15 protein-coding genes are annotated in these 18,233 nt (G+C 34.7%); 5 read left to right on the top strand and 10 right to left on the bottom strand.

Annotated features, from left to right (window positions below; genetic code table 11):
* Window positions 1-9: 9 nt before the first annotated feature.
* From DR871_RS09395 to DR871_RS09385, 3 genes are all read right to left on the bottom strand, one after another.
* The gene (locus tag DR871_RS09395; RefSeq protein ID WP_113665521.1) at window positions 10-1,542 is read right to left on the bottom strand and encodes a glycoside hydrolase family 10 protein; all 1,533 of its coding nucleotides are present in this window, start codon (window positions 1,540-1,542) and stop codon (window positions 10-12) included.
* A gap of 307 nt (window positions 1,543-1,849) precedes the next feature.
* Window positions 1,850-3,058, bottom strand: a complete 1,209-nt coding sequence (locus tag DR871_RS09390; protein WP_113665522.1) for an anhydro-N-acetylmuramic acid kinase — start codon at window positions 3,056-3,058, stop codon at window positions 1,850-1,852.
* Between the two features lie 231 nt (window positions 3,059-3,289).
* Window positions 3,290-4,516, bottom strand: a complete 1,227-nt coding sequence (locus tag DR871_RS09385) for an aminotransferase class I/II-fold pyridoxal phosphate-dependent enzyme (protein WP_113665523.1) — start codon at window positions 4,514-4,516, stop codon at window positions 3,290-3,292.
* A gap of 276 nt (window positions 4,517-4,792) precedes the next feature.
* On the opposite strand from DR871_RS09385, the gene DR871_RS09380 reads away from it, so the two are divergent.
* Window positions 4,793-5,251 (top strand): Lrp/AsnC family transcriptional regulator, encoded by a 459-nt coding sequence (locus tag DR871_RS09380; RefSeq protein ID WP_113665524.1) that lies wholly within the window; start codon window positions 4,793-4,795, stop codon window positions 5,249-5,251.
* 151 nt (window positions 5,252-5,402) lie between these two features.
* The gene (gene lpdA / locus DR871_RS09375; RefSeq protein WP_113665525.1) at window positions 5,403-6,806 is read left to right on the top strand and encodes a dihydrolipoyl dehydrogenase; all 1,404 of its coding nucleotides are present in this window, start codon (window positions 5,403-5,405) and stop codon (window positions 6,804-6,806) included.
* Window positions 6,807-6,885: 79 nt separating this feature from the next.
* Here the strand turns inward: lpdA and DR871_RS09370 are convergent, their stop codons facing one another.
* A complete protein-coding gene (locus DR871_RS09370) occupies window positions 6,886-7,266 on the bottom strand; it encodes a DoxX family protein (protein WP_113634612.1) in 381 nt (126 codons plus the stop codon).
* Between the two features lie 36 nt (window positions 7,267-7,302).
* Complete coding sequence (locus DR871_RS09365) at window positions 7,303-7,707, bottom strand: VOC family protein (protein WP_113665526.1); 405 nt, start codon at window positions 7,705-7,707, stop codon at window positions 7,303-7,305.
* A 142-nt stretch (window positions 7,708-7,849) separates the two neighbouring features.
* Between DR871_RS09365 and DR871_RS09360 the strand changes: the two genes are divergently transcribed.
* Genes DR871_RS09360 through DR871_RS09350 form a run of 3 tightly spaced genes read left to right on the top strand, consistent with a single transcriptional unit; the run spans window position 7,850 to window position 12,507 of the window.
* Window positions 7,850-9,136, top strand: coding sequence for an anthranilate synthase component I family protein (locus tag DR871_RS09360; RefSeq protein ID WP_113665527.1), 1,287 nt, complete (start codon window positions 7,850-7,852; stop codon window positions 9,134-9,136).
* Window positions 9,137-9,163: 27 nt separating this feature from the next.
* The gene (gene tilS / locus DR871_RS09355; protein ID WP_113665528.1) at window positions 9,164-10,474 is read left to right on the top strand and encodes a tRNA lysidine(34) synthetase TilS; all 1,311 of its coding nucleotides are present in this window, start codon (window positions 9,164-9,166) and stop codon (window positions 10,472-10,474) included.
* Window positions 10,474-12,507: a protein-disulfide reductase DsbD family protein gene (locus DR871_RS09350; RefSeq protein WP_113665529.1), complete on the top strand. Its 2,034-nt coding sequence runs from the start codon at window positions 10,474-10,476 to the stop codon at window positions 12,505-12,507. Before tilS ends, DR871_RS09350 begins: the two co-directional genes overlap by 1 nt.
* Before the next feature lie 143 nt (window positions 12,508-12,650).
* Here DR871_RS09350 and DR871_RS09345 read toward each other — a convergent pair whose 3' ends face one another.
* Genes DR871_RS09345 through DR871_RS09325 form a run of 5 tightly spaced genes read right to left on the bottom strand, consistent with a single transcriptional unit; the run spans window position 12,651 to window position 17,913 of the window.
* A complete protein-coding gene (locus DR871_RS09345; RefSeq protein ID WP_091171105.1) occupies window positions 12,651-13,724 on the bottom strand; it encodes an alanine/ornithine racemase family PLP-dependent enzyme in 1,074 nt (357 codons plus the stop codon).
* Entirely contained in the window at window positions 13,724-14,875 is a 1,152-nt protein-coding gene (gene alr / locus DR871_RS09340; protein ID WP_113666035.1) for an alanine racemase, read from the bottom strand. The genes DR871_RS09345 and alr overlap by 1 nt, the downstream gene beginning before the upstream one ends.
* Entirely contained in the window at window positions 14,865-16,019 is a 1,155-nt protein-coding gene (locus tag DR871_RS09335; RefSeq protein WP_113665530.1) for an amidohydrolase, read from the bottom strand. Before DR871_RS09335 ends, alr begins: the two co-directional genes overlap by 11 nt.
* Before the next feature lie 6 nt (window positions 16,020-16,025).
* Window positions 16,026-16,460 carry a GNAT family N-acetyltransferase gene (locus tag DR871_RS09330; RefSeq protein ID WP_113665531.1) on the bottom strand — a complete coding sequence of 145 codons (435 nt, stop codon included), beginning with the start codon at window positions 16,458-16,460 and terminating at the stop codon, window positions 16,026-16,028.
* A complete protein-coding gene (locus DR871_RS09325) occupies window positions 16,441-17,913 on the bottom strand; it encodes a sodium:solute symporter family protein (RefSeq protein ID WP_113665532.1) in 1,473 nt (490 codons plus the stop codon). The genes DR871_RS09330 and DR871_RS09325 overlap by 20 nt, the downstream gene beginning before the upstream one ends.
* Window positions 17,914-18,233 lie beyond the last annotated feature (320 nt).

Genomic DNA, 18,233 nt, shown 5'->3' with positions numbered 1-18,233 from the left:
AATTAAATTTTATAGCGTAAAGTTCACTAAAGTTGGGTCACTTTCATTACCATAAAAATCAATGAATGTAATCGCGCACGTTGTGTTTTTATCTAATTTATAGGATGGAATTACGACTTCAACTGTATCACTGTCTTCTTTAAATGCAATTTTGTCAATAATTTGACTTGGGTCATTTACATTAATTTCCGAATTGAATTTGGCGCCATAAACCATAACATAACGCACTTTGCTATACATTGGATAGGTTACATTAAATCGTGATGCAATTGGATCTATCAATATGTTATTTGCAGTGGGAACTATAGCCATTTTTTTTACGGAACCAGGTACTACTGCAGGAAGAGCAGGATATTTATACTGGTTTTCTGTTAGTAATTTAGTCACACTTTGATTTTTATTCAAAAATGATTTAGCACTAAAAAACGCATTTCCCTGAACGTTCTTGTAGGATCTGGTGATATCAATTTGATTCGGAATTTCTTGTGGATTATTCCATCTTTTATCAGAATCCGCATTAATTTTATAGGTTCCATTTCCAATGTAAATTGCGGTATTCGTTGAATTTTCAGACCACCAACGCAATAATTTCGAATACGAAGCTTTAGGGTGATCCATACTCCAATACAATTGAGGAACTAAATAATCAATCCATTTGTTCTCCATCCACGCTAACGGATCAGCGAATAGATCATCATAATTTGTTTGTCCCGCTTCCGTTTCAGAACCTCTGGGATCCACTGATTTATTTCTCCATACTCCAAATGGGCTGATTCCAAATTGTACCCATGGTTTAATATTTTTTATCGAAAGGGAAACACATCGTACAAAATTATTCACATTTGAACGTCTCCAATCTTCAATACTTAGTCCATTTCCATATTTTTTGTACGAAGCAGTATCATTAAATAATTCTCCTTTTATTCTGTATGGATAAAAATAATCATCAAAATGTATCGCATCGATATCGTATTTTTCCACAACTTCCTCTACAATGGCCAGTAAATGGTTCTGAACTTCGGGCAATGCCGGATTGTAATAATATTTTCCACCGTATTTAATCATCCAATCTGGATGCTTGAAAAAATCATGATTTGGACTCAAAAGCGAAGTATTATAATCCATCGTAGCTCTGTATGGATTCATCCAAGCATGAAACTCAAAACCTCTGGCATGCGTTTCAGCAATCATCCACGCTAATGTATCATAGTAAGGTTTTGGTTCTTGACCTTCTTTTCCTGTCAAAAAACGGGACCATGGTGCTAATTGGGTTGGATAAAAAGCATCCCCAACACTTCTGATTTGGACAATTACAGCGTTATAATTTAGTTTTTTATAAGCGTCTAAAATTTCAATATAATCCGCTTTTTGTTTGGCAACATTATCAGTACTCATTTTCGGCCAGTCAATATTTACTACGGTAGCAATCCATACGGCTCTAAATTCATTTTTTGGATTTGTAGCCAATGCTTGTGCGTTAGCATTCCAAAAAGAAAATATAAGGAACGAAATAAGCAAAAGTTTATGCTTGAAATTTTTCATTAGAATATTGTTTATTAAGTAATCAAAAATAGTTTTTTTAGTGAAATTTACCAGTTAAAATGGTTTTAAAATTTGACTTATTTTAACAGCTCAATTTCTTTGCCAATTTTTTGTATTTGCATTCAAAAACATATTAGAGCTATGTTTTATATCACTTGAGGTACTCCTAAAATAAATAGTGTAATGGTGTAGTTTGCCACAGTGAAATTTTATGGTTGTCAAATGTAGAACGGCAACAGATATTTTTAAAAATACCATGGAGATCGCTCATAATGGATTATGAATAATTATAAAAAGTATCTCTACTTTAATTGGGAAATGATATTTTCCCCATAGAAACTGATGGGATTCCTTTGCGGGTACCAAAATCTGAGCCTCCGCCTGCAATTGTTTCATTAGCCAAAACAGCAAATAATACTGCTTCTTTTGCATCACCAGATATACCTAATTCATCAGTTTTAAAAAAATGACAAGGCAATAGTTCTTTTAACCAATTTACTAATAGTGGATTATGAGCTCCGCCACCTGACATGTAAATAGAGAAACTTTCTAAGGCGTATTTTGTGTTTTCTATAGCATACTTGATTGCTTCGGCTATAGTTACGGCGCTAAATCTTGTTAATGTGGCTAATAAATCAGGTACTATAATGTTTTGGGTATTACTTTTAGCTTGAGCACTTTTAACATATTCCATATTAAAAAGTTCTGGACCTGTAGTTTTTGGGAAAGAATCTTTAAAAAAACTATTTTCTTGTAAAGCCTCTAAAAGGGATTGGTTTACAACACCGAGTTTTGCAATTTCCGCATCTTTATCATACGATTTTCCGGGGTAAAATTGTCTGATACAGGCATCAATTAATGTGTTTCCAGTGCCTGTATCCGTTACGAAAACTTCTTCTGGGTTCATATTTGAGGGTAAATAGGTGAAATTTGCAATACCGCCCATGTTCAACATAATACGATTTTCGCCTTTTTTTCCAAAAATAAAATAATCACCATAAACTGCCAGTGGAGCTCCTTCACCGCCTGCTGCAACATGTTTTTGCCTGAAATCCGAAAGTGTTATTATTCCAGTCTTTACAGCAATGTGATCCCCATCCCCAATTTGCAAAGTGGCATTAGGAAATTTTTCTTGCAGATGTAATTTTTTTGGAAGGTGTAATACAGTTTGTCCATGTGAAGCTATTAAATCTACCTCATGATTTGATATATTCCAGTTTTTCAAACAATTTAATACCATGTTGGCATGAAGAATACCAATCCATTCATTCAATAAAACAAGAGAGTGGAAATCAATATTCTGTTTTGCAAACACTTTTTGAATCTCAGCCTTTATTTCGTTTGAATATTCAATCGTCTTAAAATTTGTTAGCGTGATTTTTGTATTTTCTCCTGTACCTGAAACCTTGCACAGAGCAACATCCAGACCATCCATTGAAGTACCTGACATGAGTCCAATAATCATTCTGGAAGGTTTTTTGGCAATTTTACACAGCAATTCTAAATTTTTATTCATGACAATATTTTTCGCAAAATAGTTTTTTTTCTAACCAACATGTAAATACTGGAAAATTTATCTTTGATTGCAAATAAAATCCAGTATTCATGAAGGTTATTGCTAATAGCAAATTTCATATACTTTTAGCAAAGTACAAATTAAATTTTAGGAATTGTAAAACAATCCTAAAGAATTAAATTTAAAAAAGCAGTTGTGTTGGGTCTAAAAATTATAATTAAAACACTTTTACTATTTTGTCAAAATTGATTCTGATGCTAGTATATTCAACTCTTGCATACATTTCTTCATCATCTGATATGTTCTTTCAATATCATTGTCTAAACCGATTGAGAACCGAATCAAGCCGTCAGTTAATCCCATTTCTATTTGTTCTTCCATTGGAATTTCACTTGAAGTTGAAGTTCCTGGGGCGCTAAATAAGGTTTTATAGAATCCTAAACTTACGGCAAGATACCCAAGATTTTTGGCTTGCATCAATTCCATTAACGCATTGGCTTTCGCCAAAGTTCCTACATCTAAGGTCATCATTCCGCCAAAACCATATTCATGATTGATCATTCCTGAATATAATTCATGACTTGGGTGACTTTTCAAACCCGGATAAACCGTTTTCAGTCCGTCTTTTTCAAAGCGTTCTGCAAGATACATCGCATTATGGCTGTGTTGTTTCATTCTAATGTGTAATGTGCGTAAGTTTTTCATCACACTTGCTGAACGCAAACTATCCATTGTTGGGCCCAATAACATACTAGCACCGCTGTTCACATTTTTTAAACTGTCGATAAATTCTTGTGATGCACAAGTCACACCACCCACAGTATCACTGCTTCCGTTGATGTATTTTGTCAAACTGTGAATCACAATATCAGCACCTAATTTTGCAGGAGAAACTGATAATGGTGAAAAAGTATTATCGACAACCAATTTCAAATTGTGTTTTTTAGCAATTTTTGCCAAACCTTCAATATCAGCCACTTCTAATAAAGGATTACTCACCGTTTCACAGTACAAAACTTTAGTTTCGGGAGTAATAGCTGCTTCTACAACATCGAGTTTTGTGATGTCAACAAAGGTGGTTTTGATACCTAATCTCGGTGTAAAATTCTTCAAGAAAGCATAGGTTCCACCGTAAATTGTTCTGCTCGAAACGATGTGATCGCCCGAACCGCATAATTGTAATAGAGTAGGAGTAATCGCTCCCATTCCTGAAGCCGAAACGTTAGCTGTTTCTGTTCCTTCCATTGCTGCCAAGGCTTTGTCTAAGTACAAATTACTCGGTGAAGAGTGACGGGAGTACAAATAGCATCCTTCCATATTACCTTCAAAAGTATCGAACATCGTTTTCGCCGATAAAAAAGTATAGGTTGAGGAGTCTGAAATTGATGGATTAACACCACCAAATTCACCAAAGTACTGTAAATCCTGAATGTTGTCTGCGGGATTAAAATTTTTCATAGTTGTTTTTTTGTTATTTGAAGCTATTCCTGCTATTCGCTATATCTTTTACTTTTTAAAGAAAAAAGTAAAAGGATGCCGCTGCTATCAGGGCTAGGGAATTTCGGTCTTGATTAAATCTATTCAAAATAACAGTGTTCTAGATTAATAATCAATACTATTATTTATTATTAGATTTTAAAACTATAAAATATAAAAAATGTAATTTAATTTTCTAAATTAGCTTTTCAAATAAGTATTTTATAGATTATTCATCCATTATAATTTTTTAATAAAATGACATTAGACGCCATCGATAAAAAATTACTCTTTTTATTACAAAAAGACAGTAAAAAAACAACCAAGGACCTGTCCTTAAAGCTTAATCTTTCGGTTACTGCCGTTTACGAGCGCATTAAAAAACTGGAAAGAGAAGGCATTATCGATAAATACGTAGTTTTAGTGAATCGTTCGAAAGTAGAAAAAGGTTTTGTTGTTTTTTGTCACCTCAAACTGATTCAGCATACGAAAGAGTTTATCGCTAAATTCGAAAGCGAAGTGATACAACTTAAGGAAGTAATTGAATGCCATCATGTGAGTGGAGATTATGATTATATCTTGAAAATAGTAGTAAAAGACATGGAAGCCTATCGAGAATTTTTGGTTACAAAACTCACAACATTGGAGCATATTGGAAGTACGCACAGTACATTCATGATTAGTGAAGTAAAAAACACGACCATTGTTGATATTTAGAATAAAAGTGGATTTAAAGCGGTATTCAATGGTAAGCAAATGTTAATTACTAAAAATTCGTAACAAAAAACCTTCTGAATTAAACTTTAAACAAAACTTAATTCCTTAATTTTGTGCAACATTTTATAAAAACACCATAAAAAAATATACTATGAGTTCATTTGACGTAGTCATTATAGGTTCTGGACCAGGCGGATATGTATCAGCAATTCGTTGTGCACAATTGGGTTTCAAAACAGCAATTATAGAAAAATATTCCACTCTTGGAGGAACTTGCCTGAACGTAGGTTGTATTCCTTCAAAAGCATTGCTAGCTTCTTCTCATCATTACAGTGAAATTGCTCATTTTGCGGATCACGGTATTGAACTTTCTGGAGAAGTAAAAGTAAACCTTGAAAAAATGATTGCACGCAAACAAGCTGTTGTCGATCAAACTTCAGGTGGTGTGAAATTTTTAATGGACAAAAATAAAATTACAGTTCTCGAAGGATTGGGTTCATTTGTGGATGCTACGCATGTTGCTGTTGCAAAAGCAGATGGAACTTCTGAAACTATCGAAGCTAAAAATATCATTATTGCTACAGGTTCAAAACCTTCTTCTTTGCCATTTATCAAAATTGATAAAGAAAGAATTATTACTTCTACAGAAGCTTTGAAACTTAAAGAAGTTCCAAAACATTTGGTAATTATTGGTGGTGGAGTAATTGGAATCGAATTAGGTCAAGTGTATTTACGATTGGGAGCACAAGTTTCTGTTGTAGAATATTTAGACAGAATCATTCCTGGAATGGATGCTTCATTGTCTAAAGAATTGACTAAAGTATTGAAAAAACAAGGCATGAAATTCTACGTTTCGCACAAAGTGAAATCAGTAGAAAGAAATGGCGAAGGAGTTGTAGTTCAAGCTGAAAATGCAAAAGGAGAAACAATTACGCTGGAAGGAGATTATTCATTAGTTTCTGTAGGACGTCGCCCATACACAGATGGATTGAATGCAGATAAAGCAGGAGTGAAAATCTCAGATAGAGGAATGGTTGAAGTCAACGATCATTTGCAAACTAATATTCCAAATATTTATGCCATTGGTGATGTGGTTCGTGGCGCAATGTTAGCGCACAAAGCAGAAGAAGAAGGAGCTATGGTTGCCGAAATATTAGCAGGTCAAAAACCGCATATTGATTATAACTTGATTCCTGGAGTTGTGTATACTTGGCCAGAAGTAGCTGCTGTTGGACAAACGGAAGAGCAATTGAAAGCAGCTGGTGTTGATTATAAATCAGGAAGTTTTCCTTTCAAAGCTTTAGGTCGTGCTCGTGCAGGAGGAGATTTAGACGGATTTGTTAAAATTCTTGCTGATGCAAAAACAGATGAAGTTTTAGGCGTTCACATGATTGGAGCTCGTTGTGCAGATTTAATTGCTGAAGCGGTTACAGCAATGGAATTTAAAGCATCTGCTGAAGATATTTCAAGAATGTCTCATGCGCATCCAACTTTTGCAGAAGCAATAAAAGAAGCAGCTTTAGCAGCAACTGATAATAGAGCTTTACATGTGTAATTAGTTAATTACATTTTCTATAAAATAAAGAAACCCGTTCAATTGAGCGGGTTTCTTTGTTGTTATGAGTTTAGTTTAATTAGCCTTTTGCTACAAATAAACCTTTATAGTTTTCCCAATGGCTGTAAATTAAAAATAGATTACCTAGAAATAAGAATACAGCGATTGGTATTCCTTCAGGGGATAAGAAAAAATTAATAAATAATATGTTTAAGGTGATTGGTAGGATTAATAGATTCGCTAATGTAACATAGCGTCCTGTAAGAAACGATAGTCCACAAAGGAATTCTATTGATTTTGCTAGTGGCAAGATGTAAGTAGAGGCGACTAAACCTATATTGAAAGCTTTGAAATTTCCGGTAACTTCAGGTTCTGGTGCTAGTTTTAGAAAAAAGCTAACAGAAGCATAAAGTAATATAAGCCCAATTAAAGTACGGATAATAATAATTGCAATTTTCATAGTATATGGTGTTAGAGGTTACATATTTGAAAACTATTATTGTGGAATTGCATTTTCATCCATATACATAATTTCCCACTGATGCCCGTCTAAATCGGCAAAACTATGTCCATACATCCATCCATGATCTTGCGGCTCCATATAAATTGAGCCACCGGCATCTACTGCGGTTTTTACCATTTCATCTACTTTTTCTCTACTTTCAGCATCTATTGCAATTAATACTTCGGTATTTTTATGGGCATTGCAAATTTCTTTTTTGGTAAAGTCTTTAAATCGTTGCTCAGTAACTAGCATCGCAAAAATATTTTCTCCAATAATCATGCAAGTGGCATGTTCATCAGTAAATTGTGGGTTGAAAGAAAATCCAAGTGTAGTAAAAAAATCAATCGATTTTTTAAGGTCTTTAACAGCTAAATTGAGAAAAATTTTGGAAGCCATAACGGGAATGATTTAATGATTTACAAAATCTAAAACGGATCACGCACTATCAAATTTACAAAAAAATAAGCTAATTTTAGTAAAATCGGTTATTGAAGGTTTATTTTTTGTTGTAATTTTGAATTTTAAATACCAATACTTTTTGAGAACTTCTATTTACAAGTCTATTTCTGATCCAAAACTGTTTAAAGAACAGCTTTTATTTTGGTCTCAACAGTTTCGAGAAATCATTTATTTAGACAGCAATGATTATCCAAAAAATTATTCCAGTTATGATTGTGTTCTTGCCGTTGATGCATTTACTTCAATAAAAACGGATTATCAGAATGCTTTTGAGGATTTAAAACAATACCAGCAAAGTACCAAAGATTGGCTTTTTGGATATTTATCCTATGATTTAAAAAATGATATTGAACAGTTGCAATCTCAGAATTTTGACGGATTAGAATTTCCAGATTTGTTTTTTTTTCAACCTAAGAAGTTATTTTTATTGAAAGGGAATCAACTTGAAATTCAATATCTCAATATGTGTGACGATGAAGTGGAGTTAGATTTTGAAGAAATTGTCGAAATTCGAAAGTCAAAAATCGAAATAGAAGCACTAGTAAATATTCAACAACGGATTCCGAAAGAGAGTTATCTTGAGAAAGTTTCAAAAGTTTTGGAACACATTCATCAAGGCGATATTTATGAAGCTAATTTTTGTATGGAATTTTTTGCTGAAAACGCAACGATTGATCCAATAGAAAAATTTATCAAACTCAACGAAATTTCTCGGCCTCCATTTGCCGTTTTTTTTAAAAACAACAACCATTTTTTGCTTTCGGCGACACCGGAACGTTATTTAAGGAAAGAAGGAGAACGCATTATTTCACAACCGATTAAAGGAACCGCGAAAAGATTTTCAGATCCAATCGAAGATGAGCAATCAAAAAGACAATTGGCTTTAGACCCAAAAGAACGAGCCGAGAATATTATGATAACGGATTTAGTTCGGAATGATTTGTCTCGAACGGCACAAAAAGGATCCGTTGAAGTAAAAGAGTTATGCAAAATTTACTCTTTTTTGCAAGTGCATCAAATGATTTCTACAGTGACATCAAAATTAGATGCGCAATATTCCGTTGTTGATGTATTAAAAACTACTTTCCCGATGGGAAGTATGACTGGAGCACCAAAAATTTCAGTGATGAAAATCATTGAACAGTTGGAGGAAACAAAACGCGGATTATATAGCGGCTCCGTTGGTTATTTTACACCAAACGGAGATTTTGATTTCAATGTTGTTATCCGAAGCATTTTGTACAATCAAGAGAAGAAATATATTTCTTTCTCGGTTGGAAGCGCCATCACTTCACAATCCATTCCTGAAAAGGAATATGAGGAATGTTTGCTTAAAGCAAAAGCGATGCGAGAAGTTTTAAGTTAAATCCAAACGAATTAATTAAATTTGAACATGCTACAGAAATTCCAAAATCATCTGCTTCATAATTTCCAGTTCTTGAGCGGAAAAAAAATACTTCTGGCGACAAGCGGCGGGAAAGACAGTATGGTAATGGTGCATCTTTTTCAGCAATTGGATTATAAATTAGGAATCGCACATTGTAACTTTCAATTGCGTGGGATGGAAAGTTTTGAAGACCAAAATTTTGTCCAGGAATATGCTGCCGCAAATGATATTCCGGTATTTATAACACAATTTGACACTAAAGCTTTCGCAGAAGATTATAAAGTTTCTACGCAAGTTGCCGCGCGTGAGTTGCGTTACAATTGGTTTTATGAGTTATTGGAAACTGAAAAATTCGATTATATTCTCACGGCACATCATGCCGATGATAATCTGGAAACTTTTTTAATTAATTTGAGTCGTGGAACTGGATTAGAAGGTTTAACTGGAATTCCGGAACAAAACGATAGAGTAATTCGTCCGCTTTTGGCATTTAGCCAAGAAGAAATGGAAGAATATGCCATAATAAATAACATTAAATGGCGTGAAGACAGCAGCAATGCATCAGATAAATACCTTCGAAATAAAATTCGTCATCATCTGGTTCCTATGTTAAAGGAATTGAATCCCAATTTTCTTTCATCGTTTCATAAAACGCAAGCCTATTTGCAAGAAGCTCAAGTGATGGTCGAAGATGCATCAATTATGATTTATCAGCAAGTGGCTAAACAAGAGGAGGATACTATTTATTTTGATTTAAAAAAATTAAAAAAATTACCCAATTACAAATCGTATTTACATCAATGGCTGAAAGAATTTGGATTTTCGGCTTGGGATGATATTTATGATTTGGTCGAAAGCCAATCTGGTAAATACGTTTTTTCGCCAGAATATAGATTATTAAAAGATAGGGATTCCTTAATCCTAAGCCCAATAAATTTCGTAAATGAAAAGGAGGAATATGCAATTGATGAAAATCAAAAAGAAGTTAATATTCCCTTAAATCTTACGTTTTGTAAAGTAGCGGACATTAGTTTAACAACGAACTCAGCTATCTTTGTTGACGCTGATAAACTGCAATTTCCTTTAGTTTTACGCCACTGGAATGAGGGCGATAGTTTTCAGCCTTTTGGGATGAATGGTAAATCTAAAAAAGTGAGCAAGCTTTTTAAAGATGAAAAATTATCCTTGCTGGAAAAAGAAAATTCGTGGCTTTTATGTTCGAATGAAGACATAGTTTGGATTATTGGGCTTCGTCAGGATGAACGTTTTAGAATAGAGAACACAACAAAGAATATACTTAAAATACAATTAGAATAATGAAGAAACTACTATTTATACTTATTGCTTTTTTGGCTTTTGCCAATGGATATGCCCAAATTCTTGATCCTGCAAAATGGACTACCAAAATAGAAAAGAAATCTGAGAGTAATTATATTCTTACTTTTAATGCCGTCATAGAAAAAGATTGGCATTTATATTCCCAATTTACGGCTGACGGTGGATCTTTGCCTTTGGAAATTATTTTCAAAAATCAAAAAGTAAACTTTAATTTAGTGGGCAAAGCCAAAGAAAGCAAAACTACAACTGCTTTCAATGATGTTTTTGAAGTGAATGAAACGTACTTTGAGAAAAAAGCTCAAATTCAACAAGAAATCACGATTACAAACCCAAAGATTACAAAAATTGAAGTCAATTTGAATTATCAGGTTTGTAAAGAAGCATGTATCAATTTAGAGAAGAGTTTTACGTTTACCATTCCTGCCACTGCAAAAACAGCGGAAATATCTACTGTAGCATCAGATTTAACTACGATAGATTCAGCTAAAGTTGATACTTCAGTTGCCATTGCGGATGTAAATAAAGAACAAGTTGTTACTCCTGAAAAAGTTCCTGTTCTGGACACTAAACCTTCTAAACAAAGAGGATTATGGTCTATTTTCTTTATTGCTTTTTTATCTGGTTTTGCCGCGTTGCTTACGCCTTGCGTCTTCCCGATGATTCCTATGACGGTCAGTTTTTTTACCAAACAAAGCAAAACAAAAGCAAAAGGAATTAGAAATGCCATTATTTATGGAATTGCAATCATCTTCATATATGTTGTTTTAGGATTCTTAGTGACTTGGATTTTTGGTGCGGATGCATTGAATGCGTTGTCTACGAATGTTTGGTTTAATATTATTTTCTTTGTTTTATTAGTCACTTTTGCGGCTTCATTTTTAGGAGCTTTTGAGATTATGTTACCAAATTCTTGGGCAAATAAAGTCGATAATCAAGCGGATCGAGGCGGAATAATTGGAATTTTATTCATGGCTTTGGCATTAGCAATTGTCTCTTTTTCGTGTACAGGACCTATCGTAGGAACACTTTTAGTCGAAGCTGCGTCTAAAGGTGGAATAGCGCCAATTGTTGGAATGTTCGGATTTTCATTGGCTTTAGCCTTACCATTTATGTTGTTTGCGATGTTTCCGGGTTGGTTGAATTCATTACCAAAATCTGGCGGTTGGTTGAATACGGTTAAAGTAGTTTTAGGATTTTTAGAATTGGCTTTGGCATTCAAATTTTTGTCGAATGCGGATTTAGTTTTACAATTGCATTTCTTGGAAAGAGAAGTGTTCTTGGCGATTTGGATCGCTATTTTTGGAACATTAGCCTTTTATTTATTCGGGAAAATTACACTACCGCATGATAGCCCGATGAGTCATATATCAGTAGGAAGATTGTCTTTTGGATTGGTAGTTTTGGCCTTTACCATCTATTTGATTCCCGGAATTTGGGGAGCACCATTAAAATTAATTTCTGGTTTCCCACCTCCAATGACGTATAGCGAAAGTCCGTACGGAGTAGGAAATTCAAAAGGTGGTTCGAATGCATCTGCCCAAATTTTGCCGGAAGGTGCGCATTTAGGACCGCATGATCTTATTGCTTTTGAGGATTATGAAAAGGGATTGGCTTATGCCAAATCAGTAAACAAACCCATTTTACTTGATTTTACAGGATATGCTTGTGTGAATTGCAGAAAAATGGAAGATTATGTTTGGTCTGATCCTGCTATTCTAAAAATTTTACAAGACGAAGTGGTTTTAATCTCTTTGTATGTCGATGATAAAAGAGAATTACCCAAAAATGAGCAATATGTATCAAAAGAAACGGGTAAAGAAATTGTAAGTGTTGGGAATAAATGGAGTGATTTCCAAATTACAAGATACAAAGCCAACGCGCAACCGTATTACATTGTTATAGATGTAGAAGAAAATATGTTGTCTAATAAACCGGAAAGTTATAATTCGGATATTAATGCTTATAAAGGCTGGTTGAGAGAAGGAATTGATCGCTTTAAAAAGGCTAAATAAAGCGTAACAACAAGACAAAATAGTAAACGTAAATTGCACTAATTTCCAGGGATCAAGCCATGGAAATTACTGCAATTTTTTTTGAATTTAGTATTTTTAACTAAGTGTAATTGTTATATTTTAACTGTAGACAGGAAATTTTTTTATTCAATTATTTTTTCGATATAATCAGAATTTAAAAGATACAAAGCGCCCATATAGCGTATTTGAAAAGCAACTAAGTCTCCAATTTTATACGTTTTTTTAGAATTAGAAATATCGATAACCAACATGTCAGAACTCGCATCTACAATAGTAATATCCGTGTCATCAGATTCAATGTATTGTGGTTGCATATCTAGCAAACCAATATCTAGAATGGCTCGCAGCGAAGTAATTCCCAGATCAGTGACATCGTCCATTGAAAACGAATTTCCGGCTACATTCTCTCCTAATTCACCTGTTGGCGTATTCGGCTTTTCAGTAATTTCGATGATTTCAGCATATAATTTGAAAACATCATGGTGCATTCCTTCAATTGTATTTCCAGTAAACAAGTCTTTCCCAAAAAAAAGCGCTTCTCCTATTCGGAAGTGATTCACGGCCATTGGTCGGGCATTTTTTAGGAGCAACGGTATTGTAACCGAGGTTCCTCCAGAGACGAACGGAATACTGATATTGAATTTAGCTTCGATTAATTGCTTGTATAAACTCAATTGAATAAGCTTGTCCTGCGTTGGCATTACGCCGCTAAGGCAATTAAAATTCGTCCCGATACCAGAGATTTCGATATTTGGCATTTTCAGAATTGTACCGTAAAAGTCTATTAATTCTTCCCCCATAACGCCTTCGCGAAGGTCTCCCATTTCAATCATGATGATGATTTTATGCGTCTTATTTTGCTTCACCGCTTCATCTGAAAGTAGTTGTATGGTATAGATTTCAGTATTAAAACTGATATCGGCATACTTAACAATGCTTTCAATACTTCGTTTTGCAGGTGGTTTTATATAAACAGTTTGAATTTCAGGATCTAGTGCTTTAATTTTTTTCAAATTACTCACTCTGGAATCATGAATTTCACGCACTCCTAAAGCAATGATTTCTTTGAGGTAAATTTTATTACCGCACAGCAGTTTTGAAACTACGCCCCATTCAATATTTCTGGATTTAAATGTTTCATCTAAAAACTGATAGTTTTCCTGTAATTTTTTTCGATATAATTTTATAAAAGCCATTATTCTATGATTTTACGTGGAATTGCTTTAGAAATCCGAGTTAATAATTCGTAATTGAGTTGGTTACTGAAATCACTGAATGAAGCTACAGATACGGAAAGCTCTTTTTGGGTGCCTATCAGTACCACTTCATCCTCTTTTTTTGCCATGTCGATATCAGTAATGTCGACAGTCATCATGTTCATGTTTACGGAACCCACTACAACACATCGTTGCCCATGGATAAGAACACGACCTTGGTTGCTCAATGAGCGACTGTATCCGTGGCAGTAGCCAATGGGGATAACAGCGATTTTCATTTTCCTTTTAGCCATAAAACTGCTACCATACCCAATGAAATCACCAATATTTACTTTTTTTATGCTCATAATAGCACTTTTCCAAGTGATAACGCGCTGTAATGGATCCGTTTTGTTCTTTTTAGAATTGAGATAGGTTACAAATACTTCGGGACTGGACCACAATCCGTATTGCATAATTCCGATGCGTACCATATCCATTCTGGTTTGCGGAAACATTATTGATGCTGCGGAACAAGCAGAATGTCTGATTTGTGGTTTCAGGTCATTTTTACAAAAAAAGGCATAAATTTCTTCAAACTTCTTGATTTGTTGATCCACTCTGTAATAATTAGCGATACTTTCGGCACCCGCATAATGTGTGCAAAGCCCTTTGAAAGTAAGATATTGTTCTTCTTTTTTTAATATAGCAATAACAGTATTCAGTTCGTTTTTGTCAAAACCGGTTCGGTTCATTCCAGTTTCTACTTCAATGTGCAGAATTGCTTTTTTTTCGAGTTTTTTAGCTGTTTTCATAGCTTTCGTTAGTCGGCTTTTATCAAAAACAAAGAATTCGATGTCATTTTGGATTACCCATTCCAAGTCTTCATCCTGAACAAGTCCCATAACCATGATAGTTGCTTTATCCTTTAATGTATTTTTTACAACTTTAGCTTCTTGAACATCAAAAACAGAAAAATGATTTACGCCACATTGAAAAGCCATAGAAACAAATTCTTGTACCCCGTGACCATACGCATTTCCTTTTACAACAGAGGAAACCAATACTTTTTTTCCGAAAGTCTTTTTTAGAAAGTCGATGTTGTTTTGATACGCGCAGCGATTAAGCTCTATAAGTGAATTAGTGTGCATTTGTAATTTGTTTACTGATTTCATAAAAAACGGATACTCCAGTTGCAATAATTTCATCTGGAAAATCATAATCAGGATTGTGTAATGCAGGAGTGTTTATTCCTGCCCCCAGTCCAAACATGGCGCCAGGATAGTGTTGTGTGAACAAACCAAAATCTTCGCCCCAAGTGAATGGTTTCTCTTTTTCGAATAATTCAAAACCATTAATTTTTGCTGCTTTTTTGATGAATGTTACAGCATTTTTGTCATTCTCATTGGCTTGAAAACTTTGGGTCCAACGGGTTTTACACTTTATCTGATGCTCTTTTGCGATTGATTTGGCTAAATTTTCTAAAGCGAGTTCAATCTTTCTCATTTGCAAATTGCTGTCACTTCGTACTGTAAAATGAATTTCTCCTGTACCAGCTGATACGCCATACGCTTTTTTGCCGATTTTAGAATAAATGGGGGTAATCAGGCAATAGTTTTCTTTTGTAATTTCGGTCTGAATAATAGTATTAAATTGATTAATAATTGCGGCTATTGCCAAGGCAGGGTTTATTCCTTTTCCGGGTTCACCGGCATGAGCTGTTTTGCCTTTTAATTTTATAATAATGCTGTTTACGGCGCAGGTAAAAGTTTCGTTTTTTACTACAATTTGATGTATTGGAAATCCCGGCAAATTATGAAGTGCAAAGACGTAATCGGGTTGGATAGAAGCAAATTTGGGATCCGATAATACTTTTTGAGCACCACTGCCGTCTTCTTCAGCGGGTTGAAATAATACAATAACAGCTCCTGATTCTGGTTTGTTCTGATGCAATTCAGTAGCTAAACCACAGAGGATAGCCATGTGACCATCGTGACCGCATTTATGTGAAACGCCATTATTTAAGGAACGATGGTCAAAATCATTCGTCTCTTCAATGGGTAAAGCATCTAATTCGCATCGGAATAATACTGTTTTTCCAGCTTTGTTACCTTTGTAAATTGCCATTACACCAGTTGTACCTACTTCGGTAATCAATTCATCAGGTTGATAATTTTCGAGAAAAGAAAGGATCCGTCTAGACGTTTCAATTTCTTTATCGGAAACCTCCGGATGCTGGTGTAGTTCTTTTCGCAACCGCACAAGTGAATCGGTAAACTGGTTTGAATTTTCCATTTTGGATTATTTGATGAGGCGCATTTCCAGATATTTATTGGTAAAACCTAAACTTTCATATAGTTTTTTGGCAGGATTATCCGGTTCAACATGCAATGCTATATTTCCTTCGGCAATTGATATGGCTTTTTGCATCAACTGTTTTCCAAATCCTTTTCCACGTTGACTGTTGTCCACGGCAATGTATACCAAAATATTTTCGGGAATAAAATCTTTCATTCCCGTGTTGTTCAAGATCACAACACCTACGATTTTCTGTTCCTCGATTCCCACAACAATGTTTCCTCCTTTGGCAGGATTCATGACATAATCAATACATTTTTGAATGTCTTCAATAGTGTCGCCATATTGTTCTAAATGCGTATAAAGGAAGAGTGCTATAATTTGATTGGTATATATTGTATCTTCTCCAGTAGTGTCATTAATTTGTTTGAATTCCATTTTGTCTGTCTTTTTTGTTATAGTGATAAAGTGATATTGTGATGAATAAAATAAGTGAAACACTTATTCCGTAAAGATTAGCGTCTAAGTGTTCCGGCAGTTCTAATCCCAAAGGGAGTTTATTCTCCGAAACAATTAATAGAATCGTTGTTGCACCGCCAAAAAGCATGCTCCAAAAAGCTGCTGTTGGATGGCTTTTTTTCCAAAACAAAGCGCCTATTACTGGAACAAATAGTCCTGAAACCATGAAAGCGTAGGAGTAAAGCATCAGTTCTAATACATTTTGCATTTGGGACGCAATTAAAATAGCAAGAAAACCAACCATTAAGGTGACTCCTTGTGAGAGTCTTAGCTCCTTTTTATGACTCAATTCTTTTTTTGAAAACTTAGCAATAATATCAGTGACAATATTTCCAGAAGCCGCCATCAAGCAACTGTCCGCAGTTGAAAGTATAGCCGAAAAATAGGAGGAAAGCATCAATCCCATTAATCCTACAGGAAGTATTGTGGCCAATAAAATAGGCAATCCCATTTCGCTGTCCATATTGGCTGCATCAGTAAAGCCATCAAACATTCCTTTGTTAGCAGCCACTTTAGCCAGCATTCCCAGAATTACTCCCATGAATGCCATTATCGGCCATTCAAAAACGCCTGCAATCAGCCAAGCTTTTTTAGCTTCTTTTTCACCCTTGCTGGCATAAATTCGTTGGTATAAAGTCATTCCTACAAACCAAATAGGAATAATGGTTATGGACCAGTTTAGAATCTGATACCACTTCACATTGGTCAGCGATAAATATTCAGGTGCTAAACTAGTTTTGATTGCATCATAACCTCCCACGGCAGTGTAGGCAATAGGAATTCCTATGAAAACCAATCCTCCAATTAAGACTAACCATTGGATCGTATCGGTATAAATGACCGCTTTTAGTCCTCCAATAGCGGTGTAAATTACTGCGATAAGACCCATGACTATCAGCGCAGTTTGTAAATCAAGTCCTTTTATGGTTGCCGAAGCTAATTTGGCTCCTGCCAAAACCTGAGAACTCGTAAATCCGATGTATCCAATAGCTGAAATAATTCCGGCCAGCAGCGCAACTTTAGCATTATAAAAATGATTAAATATTTGCGGGAAAGTAAAAAACTTGTATTTGTGTCCTAATGCGCTTACTTTTGGAATAAGAAAAACGGCACTCAACCATGCGCCCAGCAGTCCGGTGAACAGCATCCATGAACCTGATATTCCCATTGTAAAACCAAGTCCACCCAATCCTATTGAGAATCCACCACCAACATCAGTGGCAACAACTGATAAGCCAATGTGCCAGCTACTCATATTTCTGCCACTTACGTAAAAATCTTCAGCGGTTTTATTTTTGTTAAAAAAGTAGACACCAACGCCTAACATGGCCAACATATAAACAATAAAGATTGCATAATCTATTATGTGCATATTATTAATTTTCGATTATTTAATAGCCTGTAAATGGAATTTTTCCAAAAGGCAAAAGGTGCAGTAAACTGCAAAAAAAGATGATTTTTTCAGAATTTTTTTCTGAAATAAGGGATCTTAATTTTGGGTTAAAAGTGCACAAAAAGAGACTTTAAAAACCACAAAAAATAATTTGGTATTTTACAAATATAAGGCAAATTATCTGAAAATAGCTCTTAAAATGGGTAAAAAGTGCTTTTTGTAAGGAAAAACAATCCTTTTATGGTTTTTTTTTGTAAATAATTCAAAGCAAAGACAAAGGATTATCGGGCAGAAAAAGT

The organism is Flavobacterium petrolei, assembly GCF_003314435.2.
In the GTDB taxonomy this organism is placed as follows: Bacteria; Bacteroidota; Bacteroidia; order Flavobacteriales; family Flavobacteriaceae; genus Flavobacterium; species Flavobacterium petrolei.
Note: the sequence above shows the minus strand (reverse complement) of the source record. Positions and strands in the feature narration are given on the sequence as shown.